General features: G+C 44.0%; 18 protein-coding genes, 1 tRNA gene and 1 pseudogene. 13 read left to right on the forward strand and 7 right to left on the reverse strand.

Annotated features, from left to right (window positions below; all coding sequences use genetic code 11):
* Window positions 1–105: 105 nt before the first annotated feature.
* The 3 genes and pseudogenes from AAEZ00_RS12430 to AAEZ00_RS12440 all read left to right on the forward strand — a co-directional run.
* A tRNA-Ala gene (locus AAEZ00_RS12430) sits at window positions 106–181 on the forward strand.
* A 431-nt stretch (window positions 182–612) separates the two neighbouring features.
* Complete coding sequence (locus tag AAEZ00_RS12435) at window positions 613–777, forward strand: hypothetical protein (RefSeq protein ID WP_206191876.1); 165 nt, start codon at window positions 613–615, stop codon at window positions 775–777.
* A gap of 19 nt (window positions 778–796) precedes the next feature.
* Window positions 797–977, forward strand: a pseudogene (locus AAEZ00_RS12440) (response regulator); the annotation flags it as partial.
* Between the two features lie 2 nt (window positions 978–979).
* Here AAEZ00_RS12440 and AAEZ00_RS12445 read toward each other — a convergent pair.
* The 3 genes from AAEZ00_RS12445 to tesB form a co-directional block, all read right to left on the reverse strand.
* Window positions 980–2,215, reverse strand: a complete 1,236-nt coding sequence (locus AAEZ00_RS12445) for an MFS transporter (RefSeq protein ID WP_351078562.1) — start codon at window positions 2,213–2,215, stop codon at window positions 980–982.
* Between the two features lie 102 nt (window positions 2,216–2,317).
* Complete coding sequence (locus AAEZ00_RS12450; RefSeq protein ID WP_101030200.1) at window positions 2,318–2,719, reverse strand: YbaY family lipoprotein; 402 nt, start codon at window positions 2,717–2,719, stop codon at window positions 2,318–2,320.
* 9 nt (window positions 2,720–2,728) lie between these two features.
* On the reverse strand, window positions 2,729–3,589 hold the full coding sequence (tesB, locus tag AAEZ00_RS12455) for an acyl-CoA thioesterase II (RefSeq protein ID WP_124013928.1): 861 nt from the start codon (window positions 3,587–3,589) through the stop codon (window positions 2,729–2,731).
* A gap of 206 nt (window positions 3,590–3,795) precedes the next feature.
* On the opposite strand from tesB, the gene AAEZ00_RS12460 reads away from it, so the two are divergent.
* Window positions 3,796–4,689, forward strand: a complete 894-nt coding sequence (locus AAEZ00_RS12460) for a 1,4-dihydroxy-2-naphthoate polyprenyltransferase (protein ID WP_267898620.1) — start codon at window positions 3,796–3,798, stop codon at window positions 4,687–4,689.
* Window positions 4,690–4,788: 99 nt separating this feature from the next.
* On the opposite strand, the gene gnd is transcribed toward AAEZ00_RS12460, so the two are convergent.
* Entirely contained in the window at window positions 4,789–6,318 is a 1,530-nt protein-coding gene (gene gnd / locus AAEZ00_RS12465; protein WP_124693481.1) for an NADP-dependent phosphogluconate dehydrogenase, read from the reverse strand.
* 331 nt (window positions 6,319–6,649) lie between these two features.
* Complete coding sequence (locus AAEZ00_RS12470; RefSeq protein WP_351088691.1) at window positions 6,650–8,572, reverse strand: propionyl-CoA synthetase; 1,923 nt, start codon at window positions 8,570–8,572, stop codon at window positions 6,650–6,652.
* 318 nt (window positions 8,573–8,890) lie between these two features.
* Between AAEZ00_RS12470 and AAEZ00_RS12475 the strand changes: the two genes are divergently transcribed.
* From AAEZ00_RS12475 to AAEZ00_RS12510, 8 genes are all read left to right on the forward strand, one after another.
* Complete coding sequence (locus tag AAEZ00_RS12475; protein ID WP_101034624.1) at window positions 8,891–9,301, forward strand: MerR family transcriptional regulator; 411 nt, start codon at window positions 8,891–8,893, stop codon at window positions 9,299–9,301.
* A 141-nt stretch (window positions 9,302–9,442) separates the two neighbouring features.
* Window positions 9,443–10,612 (forward strand): isovaleryl-CoA dehydrogenase, encoded by a 1,170-nt coding sequence (locus AAEZ00_RS12480; protein WP_124013932.1) that lies wholly within the window; start codon window positions 9,443–9,445, stop codon window positions 10,610–10,612.
* Between the two features lie 91 nt (window positions 10,613–10,703).
* Window positions 10,704–12,311, forward strand: coding sequence for a carboxyl transferase domain-containing protein (locus AAEZ00_RS12485; RefSeq protein ID WP_124013933.1), 1,608 nt, complete (start codon window positions 10,704–10,706; stop codon window positions 12,309–12,311).
* 37 nt (window positions 12,312–12,348) lie between these two features.
* Entirely contained in the window at window positions 12,349–13,164 is an 816-nt protein-coding gene (locus AAEZ00_RS12490; protein ID WP_101030193.1) for an enoyl-CoA hydratase-related protein, read from the forward strand.
* Window positions 13,164–15,194, forward strand: coding sequence for an acetyl/propionyl/methylcrotonyl-CoA carboxylase subunit alpha (locus AAEZ00_RS12495; RefSeq protein WP_351078574.1), 2,031 nt, complete (start codon window positions 13,164–13,166; stop codon window positions 15,192–15,194). The genes AAEZ00_RS12490 and AAEZ00_RS12495 overlap by 1 nt, the downstream gene beginning before the upstream one ends.
* Window positions 15,195–16,097, forward strand: coding sequence for a hydroxymethylglutaryl-CoA lyase (locus AAEZ00_RS12500; RefSeq protein WP_351078578.1), 903 nt, complete (start codon window positions 15,195–15,197; stop codon window positions 16,095–16,097).
* Window positions 16,098–16,170: 73 nt separating this feature from the next.
* A complete protein-coding gene (locus AAEZ00_RS12505; RefSeq protein WP_351088692.1) occupies window positions 16,171–16,887 on the forward strand; it encodes a CoA transferase subunit A in 717 nt (238 codons plus the stop codon).
* 13 nt (window positions 16,888–16,900) lie between these two features.
* The gene (locus tag AAEZ00_RS12510; protein ID WP_124013935.1) at window positions 16,901–17,557 is read left to right on the forward strand and encodes a 3-oxoacid CoA-transferase subunit B; all 657 of its coding nucleotides are present in this window, start codon (window positions 16,901–16,903) and stop codon (window positions 17,555–17,557) included.
* Between the two features lie 93 nt (window positions 17,558–17,650).
* Here the strand turns inward: AAEZ00_RS12510 and AAEZ00_RS12515 are convergent, their stop codons facing one another.
* Window positions 17,651–18,508 (reverse strand): universal stress protein, encoded by an 858-nt coding sequence (locus tag AAEZ00_RS12515; RefSeq protein WP_351088693.1) that lies wholly within the window; start codon window positions 18,506–18,508, stop codon window positions 17,651–17,653.
* Window positions 18,509–18,784: 276 nt separating this feature from the next.
* On the opposite strand from AAEZ00_RS12515, the gene AAEZ00_RS12520 reads away from it, so the two are divergent.
* The gene (locus AAEZ00_RS12520; RefSeq protein WP_351088694.1) at window positions 18,785–19,975 is read left to right on the forward strand and encodes a cation:proton antiporter; all 1,191 of its coding nucleotides are present in this window, start codon (window positions 18,785–18,787) and stop codon (window positions 19,973–19,975) included.
* Between the two features lie 74 nt (window positions 19,976–20,049).
* Here AAEZ00_RS12520 and AAEZ00_RS12525 read toward each other — a convergent pair whose 3' ends face one another.
* Window positions 20,050–20,571: a TlpA family protein disulfide reductase gene (locus tag AAEZ00_RS12525; protein WP_351078592.1), complete on the reverse strand. Its 522-nt coding sequence runs from the start codon at window positions 20,569–20,571 to the stop codon at window positions 20,050–20,052.
* Window positions 20,572–20,772 lie beyond the last annotated feature (201 nt).

The raw sequence follows: 20,772 nt of genomic DNA on the forward strand, positions 1-20,772 counted from the left end.
CCATTCGTCTAGAGGCCTAGGACACCGCCCTTTCACGGCGGTAACAGGGGTTCGAATCCCCTATGGGATACCATATTCAAATTTTAGTTATATTAGCTAGAATTTGGGGCTATAGCTCAGCTGGGAGAGCGCTTCGCTGGCAGTGAAGAGGTCCACGGTTCGATCCCGTGTAGCTCCACCAAATATTTGGTAACTAATGCATATTCAGTATATGACATTAATAAAAAACCACCTTCGGGTGGTTTTTTATTACCTGATAATTCTCTTTATTTAATCCATTTAAACTCATATTGTTCAGCCACCACTACCCTATAACATCACCATCAACGCTAACGTATGACTTTCCAACCATGACCATCTCTCGCTGCGTGACAATCCTCACACAAAATAACTTCCCACATAGCTATATAAATTAAAGCTATTACACCTCAATTAGTTACATATTAATAACATACGGCCAGATGCTTGCTTCTTATTATCTATCCTCATAAGTATTTATGGCGTACTTGTTCTAGAGCAAGTCAGCTCCTTGAGGAAAATATAACCCTAAAAAAAGGAAGCTAATTATCATAAAAAAATCAACAATCACCTTTTACACCGCCACTAAAGTCAATGGCTAAGCTAGTAACTATTGCTTCAGTTTTCGCGGCGAGTTTTAATGTTTTTGCTGACACTATAGAAATTACTTTTTCGCATCTCGTGGCCGAAAGCACGCCAAAAGAACAAATAGCACTTAAGTTTGAAGAATTGAGAGAACAGCGTTTACCCGGTGAGTAAGTTGTTAAAGTATTTTTAACTTACCGCTAATTGGCTGGGCATTGCTATATATGATATTAATATGCCGCAACTCGATGGTTTGAGTTTATTGCAACAACAGAAACAACAAGACGTTGAATTGCCAGTGGTACTATTAACCGGTCTGGTGATATGGCTATGGTCGTAGACGCTCAAAAAATGGCGCTTACGACTTTATTGAGAGTTAATCTACTTCGGAAACATCAATAACTTGCTTTTGGTGTTTCCCTAAGCGCCAAATAGTAACTAGGAGCAACACCAAAAGACTCATAGAGCCCACTACCACGCCATTCCATTCAGCTTTATGCCAAAACAACATTAAATATGGCCCACCTAAAGATGCACCAAGATAATAGCAACATAAATACAACGACGTCGCTTTAGCACGGTGACTCGTGGCACGAATAGCCACAAACGAATTACAGCAGCTATGAGTTAAGAAAAAACCGCAAGCGGTAATCAAAAATCCGACCACAATCGCAGTCAAGGTATCCACCAAGGTTAATAATGTGCCTGCAACCATTAAGCATAATGCCACTCTAAATAACGGCATTGACCCATATCGTACAATCCATTTAGCCGACAGCCAAGCAGCAAAGGTGCCACTCAGGTAGCATAGAAAGATTAATGTGGCTTGAAAACGACTGAGTCCATAAGGTTCGGCCATAATATGTAACTGAATAAAGCTAAACTGATTAACCATCATCATAAATGCTAATCCGCCAATTATATAAGCCAAACGCATTTGAGTGTCAGATAAATGGAACATAAAACCATTAAAATCTTGTTTGGCTTTGCGGCGCCAATTAATTTTTTCCTTTATAACAGAAGGTTTAATCTCCCTACGTGGCAATAAGTATGTAACAAACGCAACCCCCATGAATGTCACAATAAAAATTAATCCCATTGAAGATTGCCACGATAAATATTGGGCCATTAACCCCCCCAATAATCGACCCGCAATGCCACCAATGCTGTTTGCCATTATGTACACAGCAGCCGCTTTAAGCATAAAAACTGGATCTAACTGCTCTTTAAAATAGGCCATTGAAATAGCAGGCACTGCTGCTAATAATATCCCTTGCAGTAATCTAACCCACACTAAAGCATCAAAGCTTTGTGCAAAAACCAATAAAATATTTGATGCTGCCAGCAACCATAAACTCATAACAATGGGCGCTAAGCGTCCAATTCTATCGGATAACAAAGCATAGAAAAGTAACGAGAAAGCTAAGGTAAAGCTAGTCACAGACAACACTAACGTGGCTTGTGCGCCCGACACATCAAAATGCTCCGCAATAGACGGCAGCATACCTTGCAATGTGTACAAGTTAATGTAAATCACCATAGAAGCTAAGCACAACGCCCAAATGAGGCGCGTTTCAGCATGGGAGCGCAACGTTGGCGTAAACTCTGTCATAGACCACCTAAACAACAAAATAGGGCAGGAAAAAGATTATTACCCGCCGAGTATATTAATCAATGGCGGGGATAAGAGTTTGTGAGCAAGGTTACGAAGCGGCTATTTAACGCGTTTCATTAACACTTGAGTGGTAAATTGACCGTTGTTGATCACACGGAACTTATCATAGGTCTGAAAAATCGCATTACCTTGGTAAGTGATCATCGCCACCACACCATAATCGACACCACGACTAATTAGCCCTGCTGGTAAGCTAAATTTAAACGGAACAGGCACTCTGGCAATATCAAAGTTTTTTTGAGCAATTATGGCCCCTGGGGTATTGAAATCAATTAATGCAATATTGATTTTACAACCCTTTGGCAAGGTAATTTTTTCTGCATATCCTGCATAACCATTAACAATAATGGGTTTTTCAGGCTCGATTGTCGTACATCCATGTAACATCATAGCAATCAAAGCGACAACCGCTAATTGTATGCCTTTGTTAATTATTATCATATTAGCGTCCTACTTGGTCATTCTGAGTAAACCTTCCTGTGTGGCAGAAGCCACAAGACGTCCTCGCTGATCAAAAAACTGCCCTTTCACAAATCCACGTCCACCGCCAGCATTAGGGCTATCAATACAGTATAGGAGCCATTCTCCCATATTAAATGGACGATGAAACCACATAGCATGATCAATGGTGGCCATACGCATACCTGGGGTTAAAAATGACACACCGTGCGGTTGAGTTGCCGTCATTAAAAAATTAAAATCCGATGCATAAGCTAATAAATATTCTTGAATGCTGTGGTCTGATGGGATTTTTCCATTGGCACGCAACCATACATACCGTTTAGGCTCTGTGGCACTTGGCGCAATAGGATGAACGGGGTGAACTAAACGCATTTCAATCGGAGAATCTGCCATAAATTTTTCGAGCATTTTCGCAGGTACTTTATCACGCATGGTCATCGCGAGTTCTTGCTGATTCAATAAACCTTCAGGTCCTGGCACATCAGGCATGAGATCTTGATGTTCAAAGCCTTCTTCGACTGTTTGGAACGAACATATCATGTAAAAAATGGGTCGACCTTTCTGAATAGCCTTCACACTACGCGCACTAAAACTGCCTCCATCACGCATATTTTCAACATCATAAATTATCGGTAACTTTTCATCACCGGCACGCAAAAAGTATGAATGCAAAGAATGTGCATGGCGATCTTCGCTAACCGTTTGTTTTGCAGCACTTAACGCTTGTCCCATCACTTGGCCCCCAAACACATGCCCGAAGCCTAAATCTTGACTCTGACCACGAAACAAGCCTAATTCAATTTGCTCAAGTGACAACAATGACAATAAATCGTTTAATACCTGACTCATAACACCTTCTTTACGACATGGATTAACGTTAAGGTTACCTTAGTTAAGCTTATGTTTTCTAGCTTATTCTATGGTAATTGTTGTATTTCAGCTATCTTATGACAAATCGCAAAAGAGTGATGCAACGCAAAGATTCATATCTGCACCGTAATTGAATTTTTGGTATGCTATTAACATGACTAATCAACACTGCGTTTCACAATATTATGCAACCTAGCTCAATGCAATCATGGTTTATTGCTATTCGTCCTCGAACGCTCCCTGCGGCAATTGGTCCATTATTAATCGGAAACATGCTGGCAATTGGACTCGAACACTTTAGCTTACTCATCGCGTTTACCTCAATGCTATGTGCCGTATTATTACAAATTTCAGTTAATCTCGCTAATGACTACTTTGACTTTAAAAATGGCATTGACACCGAAGAGCGTATCGGACCTGTAAGAGTGACTCAAAGTGGTATCCTAGCGCCCTCATCAGTTCGAAATGCCATGATAGGCTGCTTGATCACATCATTATTAGTCGGTTCATTATTAATACTTCACGGAGGATGGCCTATTGCCATTCTTGCTGCAGCCTCTATTTTAGGCGCGTTATGTTATAGCGGCGGTCCCTATCCACTTGCCTCACATGGATTAGGCGAAATAGCAGCATTTGTTTTTTTTGGTTTAGTGGCCGTTGTTGGCAGTTACTATTTACAAGCAGGAACTACCACCATAACAGCATGGTTACTCGGTTGTGCCATTGGCTTTTTTAATGCTGCCATCATGCTGGTCAATAACACTAGAGATATTTCAACCGACACCAAAGCAGGTAAAAACACCCTTGCGGTGAGAATAGGAGAAGCACAGGCTAAAGTGCTATATCAAAGTTTTGTCTACTTACCTTTTGGTATCATTATCGCGGGATTTTTATTAGGTTCATTGGATGGATTACCGGTATTGTTATCGGGAGCCTCGTTAATCATTGCGCGTAATCTCAGCCGCGAATTTCACGAGAATTCTGGTGAAGCATTGAATCCGATATTGGGACAAACCGCTAAATTAACTATGATTTTCAGCGTGCTGTTTAGCGTTGGATTGTACTTTTCACTAACCTGAATGTCCTATTTGTTAAATGTCATCTATCACTTAACGTCCTGAATAATTAAAAAGGCGCCTCATTGTAAAATCAGGCGCCTTTTTAAAGTGTGAAGGTCATTACACTTTAGATAAAGTACGCTGCTTCGCACTCCAATCTAAATGGTATTTCTCACCCGCTGGCTTATCAGTACGTTCAAAAGTGTGCGAGCCGAAAAAATCACGTTGGCCTTGTAGTAAGTTCGCTGGTAACGTTTCACTGCGGTAACTGTCATAATATGCAATCGCCGAACTAATACATGGTGCTGGAATGCCTTGCATAACAGCGGCCGCAACGGTTTTACGCCAGTTAAGCTGCTTCTGTGACAAGGTTTGACTAAAGGTATCGGCCATCAATAAGTTTGTAAGGCTTACATCTTCTTGATAAGCCTTAGTAATTGATTGCAAAAACGTCGCGCGAATAATACAGCCTGCACGCCATATTTTAGCTATTTCAGCAAAATCTAAAGCCCAATTTTGCTCTTTTGCTGTCATCGCCATGAGCTCAAATCCTTGAGCATAACAACAGACTTTAGCGCAATATAAAGCATCTTCAAGATTGGCAATAAATTCCGTTTTCTCTGCACCACTAAAACTAACGGGAGCTGGACCCGCTAGCGTTGTGCTTAGCTGCATACGCAAGTTTTTTTGAGTACTGACAGCACGAGCATATACCGCTTCTGCAATCGTTGGCGCCGGACAACCAATTTGCAAGCTGCTCACTGCCGTCCATAAACCAGTGCCTTTTTGACCTGCTTTATCAAGGATCATTTCAACTAATGGCTTACCCGTTAGCGGATCGGCTTGTTGCAAGACTTCAGCGCTAATGCCCATAAGGTAACTGTTAAGAATACCTTTATTCCAGCCATTGAAAATGTCACCGACATCATGAGCTGACATGCCTAAACCATCACTAAGCAATTGATAAGCTTCGCAAATAAGCTGCATATCCGCATATTCAATGCCGTTATGAACCATTTTAACGTAATGACCAGAACCTGCAGGACCTATATACGCAGTACAAGGCTCACCTTCGGTGACCGGATTACCCGGCTCAAAACGTTCTATAGGTAAACCAGTGGTTGAATCAACTTTAGCGGCAATCGCTTTCCAAATAGGTTCAACATAACGCCATGCTTTTTCATCGCCACTGGGCATTAATGAAGGGCCAAAACGCGCGCCAACCTCACCACCTGAAACAGCCGAACTGAAAAAGATAAACTGTTCTTTATAGCGAGACTCTCGCTCTACTGTGTCAGTCCAAAGACTATTACCCGTATCAATAACGATATCATTGGCTTCAATACCAGCTTCGATTAACGATTTACAGACTCCGTCAACAGGCGCTCCTGCAGGCACAGATAATACAATGACTCGAGGCTCAACTAAATTAGCAAGCATTTCTGTAAGATTATTACAAGCTTGCATGCGCGGTGCCGTACCCGCTTTACGCTCATTTTCTTCTTGAGCCACAGCTGCGTTGACTTTTGGAGTATCTAAATCGAAAACTGCAACATGGTAGCCGTTGTCAGCAATGTTTAATGCGAGGTTCTTGCCCATAACACCAAGGCCGATAACGCCGACGTGTGATTGTTGGATGTGGTTATTCATTAGTGTAGTTCCCACAGGTCACAGAGATTAATCGCGTAGTGCGAATCCATTTGGTTGGCAATTATAGCGATTCTTGTAACTAAATTACCAGTAACAAAATGCGGAAACGCTGTTTTTTACAATGTATGCTCAATTTAATTAACAGATTGCTACAATAGGAAAAATCAGAAACACCATTGGCGTTTCTGATTTTTTATTAGTCGAATACAATGTCGACGCGCTACTGAAGCTAAAATAAAATGACTAAAAAGTATACTAGCAGGTCGACTAACACCGCTGTGCCTGAGTAATGGTCTCATTACAAGGGATGAGTACCACAGAAAGCTCTGAACTAAGATTTAGTCAACTCAGTCGTTAACGCATTGGCATAACCCATTTTAGTGAGCGCATTACGTACTATGTCTAAGGTTTGTGGATCTTCAATGGTGGCCGGCATGGTGTAATCTTGATTGTCAGCAATTTTACGCATTGTGGCTCGCAATATTTTTCCTGAACGGGTTTTAGGTAATTTTTGTACTGCACTCACTAGCCTAAAAGAAGCCACGGGGCCTATTTCATGGCGTACCAGTGCAAGCAACTCTTTATACAATGCTTCATCTGACAAGGTAACGCCGTTTTTAAGCACCACCAACCCAAGAGGCACTTGGCCTTTTAGTTTATCTTGCACACCAATCACCGCCGCCTCAGCAACCGCATCATGTTGACAAAGTACTTCTTCAAATCGGCCTGTTGATAAACGATGTCCTGCGACATTAATAATGTCGTCGATGCGACTCATAATGTACAAATAGCCATCTTCATCTATGTAGCCAGCATCACCGGTTAAGTAATATCCAGGATACATAGATAAGTAACTGTCAATATAACGTTTATCGTTTTGCCACAAGGTCGTTAATGTGCCAGGAGGTAATGGCTGCTTTATCACCACATTGCCGCTTTCATTGGGTGCCACTTGTTGCCCCATCGCATCGAGGATCTCCACTTGATAACCCGGCACGGCACGCGCTGGCGATCCCGGTTTAATTTCTATCGGATCGGTTCCCATCAAGTTTGCCGCTACTGGCCAACCTGTTTCAGTTTGCCACCAATGATCAATCACAGGTTTACCTAAATGATGCTGACTCCAATTTAAGGTGTCTGGATCACAGCGCTCACCCGCTAAATACATTTGCTTGAGGCAGCTTAAATCAAATTTCTTAATGAAGTCGCCTTCAGGGTCTTCGCGTTTAATGGCTCTAATGGCAGTCGGCGCAGTAAAAAAGCTGCGAACTTGCTTTTGTTCGATAATCCGCCAAAAGGCGCCAGCATCAGGAGTACCAATGGGCTTACCTTCATACATAACGGTGGTTGCACCAACCAATAGCGGTCCATAAACAATATATGAATGCCCTACCACCCAGCCAACATCCGATGCAGCCCAAAACACATCACCTACACCGGTGTCGTAAATGTGTTTCATCGACCACGCCAATGCAACTGCATGACCGCCATTATCACGCACCACCCCTTTCGGTTGTCCTGTCGTGCCTGAGGTATACAGCACATACAATGGGTCAGTTGCATCCAGCGATACACAATCAGCATCAGGCGCATCCACCAGCGCATTATACCAATCAAGATCGCGGGGCGAGAGTAATTCAGCCTTGTATTCAGTACGATTTAAAATAATACAGTGATCGACTTGGTGGCTAGCTTGAGCTAAAGCATCATCTAGTAGCGGTTTGTAAGGCACCACACCTGAAGGTTCGATACCGCATGAAGCAGACAAAATCAATTTTGGCTTGGCATCATTAATCCGCGTAGACAACTCATTGGCCGCAAAACCACCAAAGACCACAGAATGAATCGCGCCAATACGCGCGCACGCCAACATGGCATAGGCCGTTTCAGGCACCATGGGCATGTAAATCACCACACGGTCACCTTTCTTTACACCCAGCGAGACCATTAAGCCCGCCAGTCTTTTAACCTGCGCTAGTACCGATTGATAACTAACGGAATATTCATGCTGTGTCACTGGGCTAATATAATGGATCGCTGTTTGTTCGCCTCGGCCAGCTAACACATGACGGTCTACCGCATTAAAACAGGTATTCATCTTGCCATCGGCAAACCAGCGATAAAAAGGTTTTTGACTGGCGTCTAATACTGTTTTAGGAGTAAGGTCCCAACTGATGGCTTCGGCGGCTTGTAGCCAGAATACTTCGGGCTCGGCTATCGATTGTGCGTGCATTGATAGTCCTAAATCAGCCATATCGCTCTCCGTTAATCAACTTGTATTACAATGATTATGAGCAGAATTCATTAAATTGCCCTATTAGACAAAAGGATAATAGCCACGATAATCAATAAGAAAACCGTTAGATCCATCCAAGTGTTTAGCTTAAGGTTGAACGTTCAAGTTATTAAAATAAAACACAATATAACAATTAGTTAGAGTACAACAACCGATAGAGTGGAAAGCAAAAATAACACTTTAACTGTCGGTATTATATCGAAAAAAGCCATGCAAACTTTACCTTTACGTAAACTTCATATATCTTGCATCAAAAGAAACACTTTTGGTGACATGATGAGCACAACCCATAGCCCTCAATCAACGTATTCAATCAGTGACTTATCAAAAGAATTTGATATCACCACCCGCAGTATTCGTTTTTACGAAGACCAAGGTTTGATTAAACCTAAGCGGCGCGGACAAACCCGTATATACAGTCTGAAAGACCGAGTGCGGTTAAAACTCATTTTACGCGGCAAACGCCTCGGTTTTTCGTTAGCAGAAACGCGTCGTCTATTTGAACTTTACGATGCAGATAAAAGTAGTTCAACGCAGCTCAACACCATGCTTGACTTAGTTAATGAAAAAAAATCGGCTCTACAGCAGCAAATGGACGACATTAAAGTGGTGCTAATGGAGCTGAATTCGGCCGAGCAGCAATGCCGAGTCGCGTTAGAAGACAATAGCCTCAAAAAGAGCAAGTAAGCCAACTAGCGACATAATACTGATAATAATAAAAGGCTTACTCAATTAAGTCTAACGTAATACTCCACTGCCAAAAACGCATATAAGCGTTGGTAGATAATGTTTTGCCAGATAATAATAAATTCAACAGGACACATGCATATGAGCGACTTATATACCAGCCTAAACTTTGGTTTAGGTGAAGACGTAGACATGTTACGTGATGCCGTTCGTGGTTTTGCCGCTAACGAGATTGCCCCAATGGCCGCCCAAGTCGATATCGACAACGCCTTCCCTAATCAATTATGGCCAGTGCTTGGCGATATGGGGCTATTAGGCGTAACCGTTGATGAGCAATATGGTGGCGCCAACATGGGCTATCTTGCCCATGTCGTTGCGATGGAAGAAATTTCACGCGCATCGGCATCCATAGGCCTAAGTTATGGTGCTCACTCAAACTTGTGTGTTAACCAAATTAACCGTAATGGAAATGACACTCAAAAAACAAAATATTTGCCTAAACTGATCAGTGGAGAGCATATTGGCGCCTTAGCCATGAGCGAACCTAATGCCGGTTCAGATGTGGTGTCAATGAAGCTACATGCCCGTAAAGAAGGCGATCGTTATATTCTGAATGGCAACAAAATGTGGATAACTAACGGCCCAGACGCTCACACCTATGTTATTTATGCTAAAACAGATGTAGACAAGGGTGCACATGGCATTACCGCGTTTATTGTTGAACGCGATTCTAAAGGTTTCAGTCAGGCACAAAAACTCGACAAGCTGGGTATGCGCGGTTCAAACACCTGTGAATTGGTGTTTGAAGACTGTGAGGTACCAGAAGAAAACATCTTAGGCGGCCTCAATAACGGCATTAAAGTGTTAATGAGTGGCCTTGATTACGAACGAGTTGTGTTATCTGGCGGCCCATTAGGCATTATGTCAGCGTGTATGGACATCGTCATACCTTACATTCATGAGCGTGAACAATTTGGCAAATCGATTGGTCAATTCCAATTAGTGCAAGGTAAGTTAGCCGATATGTACACTGGCATGAATGCCGCAAAGGCTTATGTTTACAGCGTGGCCAAGTCTTGTGACCGTGGTGAAGCGACTCGTAAAGATGCAGCAGGTGCCATTTTATACAGCGCAGAGCTTGCGACTAAAATGGCCTTAGATGCGATTCAACTTCTTGGCGGCAATGGTTATGTTAACGAGTATGCCACTGGTCGTTTACTGCGTGATGCCAAGCTTTACGAAATTGGCGCGGGCACCTCAGAAATCCGCCGCATGTTAATTGGCCGCGAATTATTTAACGAGTCAAAGTAAGCAACATTTGCCTCCTCTGTAGGGCGACATATTCAACGTGTCATGTCGCCCTTATCAAGCCCCTTTTTTTTGCTTCATTAAGGACATAGAAATGACGCAACTGAGCAGCCGCATCAATCCTCGCAGTGACGAATTTAAAACCAAGTCAGACAGCATGGCGTTATTAGTCAACGATCTCCAACAAAAGCTGGCAAAAATCGAACAAGGCGGTGGCCCTGTTGCCCTTGAACGTCACTTGTCGCGAGGTAAATTATTGCCTCGTCAACGCGTTGAAAAGCTACTCGATCCCGGGTCACCCTTCTTAGAGTTATCGCAATTTGCCGCCTACGAAGTCTATGACGAAGAAGTGCCTGCAGCCGGCGTTATCGCTGGTATCGGCCGTGTCAGTGGTGTTGAATGCATGATCATCGCCAACGATGCCACAGTAAAAGGCGGTACTTATTATCCTATCACCGTGAAAAAGCATTTACGGGCCCAAGACATTGCCAGTCGCTGTCACTTACCGTGTATTTACCTAGTTGATTCTGGGGGCGCCAATTTACCCCGCCAAGATGAAGTGTTTCCTGACCGGGATCATTTCGGCCGAATTTTCTATAACCAAGCACAAATGTCAGCTAAAGGTATTCCGCAAATTGCGGTGGTAATGGGTTTATGTACCGCGGGCGGCGCCTATGTGCCAGCGATGGCAGATGAATCTATTATTGTTAAAGATCAGGGCACCATCTTTTTAGCAGGGCCGCCACTAGTGAAAGCGGCAACCGGAGAAGAAGTCAGTGCAGAAGAGCTCGGCGGCGCAGATGTTCACACTAAAATATCTGGTGTTGCGGATCACTTGGCGCAAAATGACGACCACGCACTCGAGCTTGCTCGCCGAGCTATACTGCGTTTGAATCACCAAAAACACATCAAAAGCTTATTAAGTCCAGCTAAGCCGCCACAATTTGATATCCATGAATTGTATGGCATTGTCGGTACCGACCTTAAAAAGCCGTTCGATGTAAAAGAAGTGATTGCCCGTGTGGTTGACGATTCTGACTTTGACGAATTTAAAGCCAACTACGGCGCAACCTTAGTGTGCGGGTTTGCTCGCATCCATGGTTATCCGGTCGGAATTGTGGCTAATAACGGCATTCTTTTTTCCGAGTCGGCGCAAAAAGGCGCTCACTTCATTGAACTGTGTTGCCAACGTAAAATCCCCTTATTGTTCTTACAAAATATCACCGGTTTTATGGTGGGTAAAAAGTACGAACATGAAGGCATTGCCAAGCACGGCGCCAAAATGGTCACTGCGGTATCTTGTGCCAATGTACCTAAATTTACTGTAATTATCGGTGGCAGTTATGGCGCCGGTAACTACGGCATGTGCGGCCGCGCATTTGAACCCACCATGATGTGGATGTGGCCTAACGCCCGTATTTCAGTGATGGGCGGCGAACAAGCTGCGGGTGTATTAGCCACCGTGCGCCGTGACGGTTTAGCCCGTAAAGGGGTTGAATGGTCTGCAGAAGATGAACAAGCTTTCCGTAAACCCATTGTTGAACAATACGAAAAAGAAGGTCATCCGTATCATGCCAGCGCCCGTCTTTGGGATGATGGCATTATTGACCCAGCACAAACTCGTGACGTTGTCGGATTAGCGTTATCGGCAGCGTTAAATGCTCCTATTGAAGACACCCGTTTTGGGGTGTTTCGCATGTAACTCATGCGGTTAATTCAACTAACTAGGAGTAAGTACAATGTTATCAAACCAATATAAACACATTGAATGTGGTGTAGCGCAAGGCGTTGCACAGCTCACCTTAAACCGGGCCGAAGTTCACAATGCTTTTGATGAAGTGATGATCAGCGAAATGATCAACGCCATCGAAACCTTTGCCAGTGACAGTCAATGCAATATGCTCATTTTACGTGCCAATGGCAAAAACTTCAGTGCAGGTGCAGACCTAAACTGGATGCGTAAACAAGCAAAAATGGACGTTGGCCAAAACCTTGCTGACGCCCATGAGCTTGCCAAGCTGATGCATGTACTGGACAAGTTTCCCAAACCAACCATCGCCCTCGTTCAAGGTGCCGCCTTTGGTGGTGCATTAGGGCTGATTTGTTGCTGCGACATTGCCATTGCCACTGCTCGCGCTAGCTTCTGTTTAAGCGAAGTGAAACTCGGTCTTATTCCCGCAGTAATAAGTCCGTATGTGTTGCGCGCCATGGGTAACCGCCAATCTCGTCGCTTTATGCTGACCGCAGAACGTTTTAGTGCCGATGTAGCCTTAACCCATCAAGTGGTCCACGAGATCAATGATGATTTAGACGCCGCTGCTGCGCCATTTATTGCCGCGTTTAATGCCAACAGTCCACAAGGCATGGCATGGGTAAAAACCTTAGTATCACGATTAGAAGATGGCGTGATCGACGACGCTACGCTCAATTTCACCAGCGAGCAGATTGCTCGAATTCGAGTATCAGATGAAGGTCAAGAAGGTCTTAATGCCTTTTTTGAAAAAAGACCCCCAGCATGGCAAACCGCCAAATCTGATCCACAAGGAGCCCAATAATGTTTACCAAATTACTGATCGCAAACCGTGGTGAAATTGCTTGTCGTATTATTAAAACGGCCCAAACCATGGGGGTACGCACCATTGCTTTGTATTCTGACGCCGACAAAGACGCCCGTCATGTGGCCATGGCAGATGAGTCGTTTTACTTAGGTGGTAGTGCCCCTGCTGACTCGTATTTAAAAGCCGATTTAATTATCGAGATTGCAAAAAAGTCAGGCGCAGAAGCCATCCATCCTGGTTATGGTTTTCTGTCTGAAAATGCCGATTTCGCCCGCAAATGTGAACAAAATGGCATCGCCTTTGTTGGTCCAGGTAGTGACGCGATTGATGCTATGGGCAGTAAAAGTGCCGCTAAAGAAATCATGTCTAAGGCCAATGTACCGCTAGTGCCGGGTTATCATGGTGAAGATCAAACTGACGCTACCTTGATTGCCGAAGCTAAAGCCGTTGGCTTTCCGCTATTAATTAAAGCGGCTTATGGTGGCGGCGGAAAAGGTATGCGCATCGTCGAAAACGACGGCGAAATCCTTGCAGCGATTAACTCCGCACGCCGTGAAGCCAGCTCGTCATTTGGTAACGATAAACTCTTGATGGAACGCTACTTACGTCAACCTCGCCATGTTGAAGTACAAGTGTTTGCCGACAGTCAAGGTAATGCCATTTACTTATCCGATCGAGACTGCTCCATCCAACGTCGCCATCAAAAAGTGGTTGAAGAGGCGCCTGCACCGGGGTTATCAGATGAGTTACGCGCCCAAATGGGTAATGCCGCGGTTGCCGCCGCTAAGGCGATTGATTACGTCGGTGCCGGTACGGTTGAGTTTTTACTTGATACCGACAACAGCTTTTACTTTATGGAAATGAATACCCGTTTACAGGTCGAACACCCCGTCACCGAAATGGTCACCGGCCAAGATCTTGTCAAATGGCAGCTTCTTGTGGCCAGTGGCAATGAATTACCGCTTCGCCAAGATGAAGTGCGTATTCATGGTCATTCATTTGAAGTGCGTATTTACGCTGAAGATCCCCAAAACGAATTTTTACCCGCCAGCGGTAAGCTCAACTTTTTGCGTGAACCTGAGCAAAATCGCCATGTGCGTATCGACTCGGGCATTCGTGAAAACGATGTCATCAGTAACTTTTATGACCCAATGATCGCCAAATTGATTGTGTGGGATGAGTCGCGACCAAGCGCACTGCAACGCTTAGTACATGCGCTTGAGTCATACCAAATAAGTGGCCTTAAACATAACATCGAGTTTTTAGCCAACATAGCTGAACACCCAGCCTTTGCTGCTGCAGACTTCTGTACTGACTTTATTGAACGTTATGGCGACACCTTAATTGGTGATGCGGCCATTGAAGCCGATACCGCATTAGCCCTAGCAGGGCTTTTTCAAGTACTGTCACGTAAGCATGCGGCTAAAGCATTGGCAATTAATAGCGCTGACCCATACTCACCGTGGGGCTTAGTGAGCGGCTTTAGATTAAACAGCTCCAGCGTACATCGGGTGTCGTTATTAACCGATGCCGCAGCCGATGTTCAGCAACATGATTTGTTACTCACCGCCGTTGGCGAGCAATATCAACTGTGTTTACACGACCAAGTACTGACGTTAGCGGGTGAACTCAAAGCCGATTTACTCTTAGCAGAAATTAACGGCCATAAAAGTAAAATCCCAGTAAGCCATCAAGGTGATGACTTCACCCTGTTCTTACCGTCAGGCAGTTACCACTTTAAAGCCATCTTGGCACAAGTGATTGAGGACGTGGTTAACCATGCAGATAAACTTAAAGCGCCAATGAATGGCACCGTGGTGACCCATTTAGTGGCAGTGGGCGATGAAGTCAAAGCAGGCCAAGGTTTGCTAGTAATGGAAGCGATGAAAATGGAATACACCATTGAAGCGCCGTTTGATGGCATAGTCAGTGAATTTTACTTCCAAAGCGGCGAGCTTGTCAGCGATGGTGCCCAACTGTTAAATGTTGAGCCATTAGTGAATGAAACCAGCGTCGAGGAAGCATAAATGCTGCCCTCTAAAGTGAGCGTTTTTGAAGTCGGCGCCCGTGATGGTTTGCAAAATGAAGCGCCGGTAACAACGGCAGACAAGCTGACACTGATTGAGCAACTTGCCGATGCGGGTATTAAGCGTATTGAAGCTGGCAGCTTTGTGTCACCTAAGTGGGTGCCACAAATGGCCGACTCCGATGCGGTATTTCAGCAACTTAAACGTCAAATTAATCGCCGCCTTGGCGTGGTTTACAGTGCATTAACGCCTAACTTAAAAGGCTTTGAACTGGCACTCGCTGCTGGCGCTGATGAAGTGGCCATTTTTGGTGCCGCATCAGAAACCTTTAGCCAAAAAAATATTAATTGCTCCATTGATGAGTCAATAGAGCGCTTTATTCCGCTGATAGAAACTGCCAAAAAGCACAATATTGCCGTGCGCGGTTATGTGTCTTGTGTACTCGGTTGCCCATACGAAGGTCATATTAACGTCAGTGAAGTCGCTAGAGTATCTGAAATCCTTTATAAGATGGGTTGCTACGAAATATCCCTTGGCGACACCATTGGCGTTGGCACACCAAACCAAGCCCGTAAAATGGTCGAAGCCGTTGCTAATGTGGTACCCGTGGATAAATTAGCCCTGCATTTTCATGACACTTACGGTCAGGCACTTGCCAATATACTCGCCTGCCTTGAAACAGGTGTCAGCGTGTTTGACGCTTCGGTAGCCGGCCTTGGAGGCTGCCCTTACGCCAAAGGTGCATCGGGTAATTTAGCCACAGAAGATCTTGTTTACATGCTCCATGGCATGGGCATAGAAACGGGCATAGACTTAACAAAACTTGCACTAGCTGGCGACACTATTAGTCGCGCATTGGGGCGCACTAATGGGTCCAAAGTAGCAAATGCAATCAGAGCATAATCACATATACTCAAAATAGTTGGCACGACATAACGCTGGCAGTTGATATAAATATAACCATAAGGACAACAAGATGACAGGATTCAATAAAGTCGTCCACAGCTATGAAGAAGCACTAGCAGGATTAAAAGATGACATGACCATTATGGTCGGCGGCTTTGGTTTGTGTGGCATCCCAGAAGGGTTAATTAACCACATGGTTAAATTGGGCGTTAAAGGCTTAACGGCAATATCAAACAATGCCGGTGTCGATGACTTTGGTTTAGGGCTATTACTGAAACAACACCAAATTTCGACCATGATCGCTTCTTACGTGGGTGAAAACGCCACTTTCGAACAACAAATGTTATCGGGTGAGCTCAACGTTATATTAACCCCGCAAGGCACTCTAGCTGAAAAAATTCGTGCTGGCGGCGCTGGCATACCTGCATTTTTTACCGCCACAGGTTACGGCACGCCCATTGCTGATGGTAAAGAAACCCGTGAAATCAAAGGTCGTCACTACGTATTAGAAGAATCACTTAGCGCTGATTTTGCCTTAGTGCGAGCGTGGAAAGCCGATACTATGGGTAACTTGGTGTTTCGCAAAACCGCCGCTAACTTCAATCCGATGATGGCCACCGCGGGTAAAATTACCGTGGTTGAAGCAGAAGAAATTGTTCAACCTGGCGAGCTCGATCCAGACCACATTCATACACCGGGTATTTATGTCGATCGCGTGATCAAAGCCAGCTTTGAAAAACGTATCGAGCAACGCACAGTCAAAACAGCAACCGCTGCGGCAAAATAAGGGAGATAACACCATGGCATTGACCAGAGAACAACTCGCCCAGCGCGTAGCAAAAGAATTACAAGATGGCTTTTACGTTAACCTAGGCATTGGCATCCCTACCCTTGTAGCTAACTACATTCCTGATGGCATACAAGTGATGTTGCAGTCAGAAAATGGTTTGTTGGGGATGGGCGAGTTTCCTACTGAAGACAATATAGATGCAGACCTTATCAACGCCGGTAAGCAAACGGTGACAGCGGTAAAAGGGGCTTCATTTTTTTCATCAGCAGAAAGCTTCGCCATGATCCGTGGCGGCCATGTCGACCTCACCGTATTGGGTGCATTTGAAGTGGATATTAACGGCTCAATTGCCTCATGGATGATCCCCGGAAAACTGATTAAAGGTATGGGCGGCGCGATGGATTTAGTCGCCGGTGCTGACAATATTATTGTCACCATGATGCACGCAGACAAATACGGCAACTCTAAACTATTGTCAAAATGCGAGTTACCGCTAACCGGTTACGGCTGTATTAAACGGGTGATGACCGATTTAGCTTTTATGGAAATTAAAGAAGGTGCGTTCCATTTACTTGAGCGCGCGCCCGGCGTTACCGTTGAAGAAATTGTGGCCAAAACCGCTGGTAAGTTAATCGTCCCAGTACACGTACCTGAAATGACGTTTTAATTGCTATTAAACGGTCAAGATCAACAAAGCCCGCTTGTTTTTATATAACCAATGATGCGGGCTTTGTTATACCACTATCATAATATTATCGGCTTATTCCTCTGCCGGGACCACCAACACATTACTGCGCATGCGGCCTAAAATGGATTCAGCGGTATTACCAATAATGCGGCCTAATAATCCCTGTCGTTGCCGCGCACCAATAACAAAAAATTGGCTTTTTAATCGACAAGCCAGTTCAAATAAACACAGTTCAGGCTCACCCGAGATAATATGCATGCAATCAGAATCAATGCCTATGTCGGCAATTTTTTGCTTATGTTCTGCATAGGCTTTTTTGACTAAGGCATTAATGTCGAGTATATCCATGTCGCGAACAATTTGCGGTATTCGTAACACATAAGCGACATGTAACTGAGTTCCCGTCGCTTTAGCAAGCTGTTTACCATTGGCAATAACTGCGTCATTAAGTCGTTGTTTAGCTGGATGACTAGTACCTAAATCTATAGAAATGAGTGTGGTGTTGCCATTATTGAGCGGATTGTTTGTTAACAGTAATAGTGGCATTTTAGTATGGCGAATTAACTGCCAATCGGTAGGCAAATAATAATCAGCATGATGGACCGCCTTGACCATAAGATCAAAACCATGACGCGCTGAGTGATCACAAGCATGCTCAAAAAGATACTTACTCCATATCACGTGCAACGGAACATCTTCGGCATCAAGCGAATCTAAATGCTGTTGCAGTTGCCGTTCTCGTTGCGTCATTAATGCCTTTTGTGCAACTCCGGCTAAACGAGGGTTATCACAGTCTGCTCCAGTTAAATAGGCGTAAGTGTAAGCAAAAACCTCAGCCTGTTTATTAAGACTTTTTGCCAATGATAATCCTAGGGCAATGGCATCGGTATGCGCTTGTTCCATTTGAGCAATTACGAACATTTTGTTCATCCAACTCTCCTTGTGATGTCACTCTTTATCTGATAAAACAAAAATCTGTAGACCAACTTAATAAAGCTAATCAGTTTATTCGCACCTATTCCCCCCCTCTAATACTCCCCCAACGAGAATGAGGTTAACAACTCAGTAAAACGTGAGCTAATAACTATCTTTAGCTTAGCCATTAGCGTAAGTTTGTGCTTGAATATCGGTACAAAAATTGATCGGAATCAATTTTATTAGCGCAACTCGGTTCAATTACATTCTGCTCAACTTAGAGAGGGATAGATGGCAATAGACAGCTTTGTTATGTCGCTCTGTCTCATTCTTATTGTAGGTAGAATATTGGGTGAACTTAGTGACCGACTAGGATTCCCGAGCGTAGTGGGTGAAGTCACTGCGGGGATATTAATCGGCCCTTCACTGCTAAATTGGGTTACCCCTCACAGCACGTTAGCCATCATCGCTGAGCTCGGTGTTATTTTACTGTTATTTGATATTGGCTGTGAAACATCCATAAAAAAGCTAGCCCATTCAGGCAACAAAGCCGTCAAGGTCGCCCTATTAGGTATTGTCATTCCTTTAATCGCTACGGGATTAGCAAGCCTTTACTGGCTATCGATACCTCCTTTTACCGCATTATTTTTTGGCTGCGCCTTGACGGCCACCAGTATTGGTATTTCGGTGCGAGTATTGACATTAAACAATCAAAGCCAAAGTACCGCTGGACAAATCATTCTTGGCGCGGCTGTCATCGATGATATTATTGGAGTGATATTACTGAGTGTATTGTTTAATTTTTCTTCATCCGGTGAATTATCCATAAGCTCAATATTGATATTGTTTATCATGATTGCCTGCTTTATTATCCTCAGTCCGCCACTGGTCAGGATCATTATCTATTTAACCCGCTGGTTGCAGCTTAAAACGCGAATGCCTGGTTATGAAGTTTTTGTGGTGATGGCAATGATTTGTTTATTTGCTTGGTTAGCACATTGGTTTGGTACCCCAGCAATTTTAGGTGGATTTGCTGTAGGTATGGGCTTGTCACGGCAATTTACCTCGCCGTTAAATCAATACCTAAAAAACCCTTTTACTTATACCCATAAACTGGAACAATCAGCAAAGCCGCTAGTGCAGCTGTTCAGCCCGATTTTTTTTGTTTATGTCGGTATTAGTCTGGATCTAAGTCAACTTGATATGAGCTTCACCGGCTTGATATTACTCGCTTGGTTAACCTTAATCGCGGTGGCGAGTAAATTTATTGCGGGGTTAATGGCCAGCTCAAACTGGCAAGAAAAACTCATTGTCGGTTCGGCAATGGTGCCAAGGGGGGAAGTGGGATTGGTGTTTGCAGAAATGGGCCGTCAGCTTGGCGTTATTCAAGCAAAAGAATTTGCCATTTTAGTAATGATTATCGCCCTCACGACCCTGATAGGGCCACTTATTTTGAAATATATCTTGAGTAGAAAAACCTAATCACAATACACTCAGTCCCGTTCACCATCATAAATGAGCACGATGAGCAAAGAGTGGCGCGGTTATTGCCATAGTTAGTTCAATAATAGCTGCACCGCTTTATCCAAATTTGGATCATCGGGATTGGATGTATTGGTCACCCATGCAATGTGACCACTACGGTCAATAAATACTGTCGTCGGTGTGCCTCTAACACCATACAAGTTAGCAACTTTATCACCTATGATGAGCGTCTTCATTCCTAAACCTCGATCGAGCAAGCTTTGTCTGGGGTTGGCGCCATCGTCTTCGTTAAAACTAATTCCAATCATCTGCAAGTCTGTATGCTGATATTTCAGCCGCAGCTTTTCTAAACCGGGCTGAAGCTTTTTACAATATGGGCACCATGTGGCCCAAAAATGCACAATCACAGGTTTACCGGCGTAATCATGTAAATTAAATGGCTGGCCATCTGCCCGAGTTAGTTCAAAATTTGGAGCAATACGCTGATCCACTTTGGCCACCGCATCAGCGGCGCGTAAAGGTATAAAAGACAACAATAACAATGCAAATATAAACAATGCAGAAACACTGACTACAGGCCAAATAGATTTCATCACTCGCCCCTTTTAATAGATTTTTTCTGTTGATAAATGAATAAAACAATCTCAAATCGGGATAATAAGTGGTTAACAAACCGCTCTTTGTTCTGCGAATAAGGAAAGTCTGACATTGCAGACTTAAAATAAATTCGTTCTTATCGATTTATCCCATCTGTTATTCCGAGTTGAGATTATACAGACCGGACAAAACCCATT

This window comes from Shewanella sp. S1-49-MNA-CIBAN-0167 (genome assembly GCF_040310145.1).
In the GTDB taxonomy this organism is placed as follows: domain Bacteria; phylum Pseudomonadota; class Gammaproteobacteria; order Enterobacterales; family Shewanellaceae; genus Shewanella; species Shewanella psychromarinicola.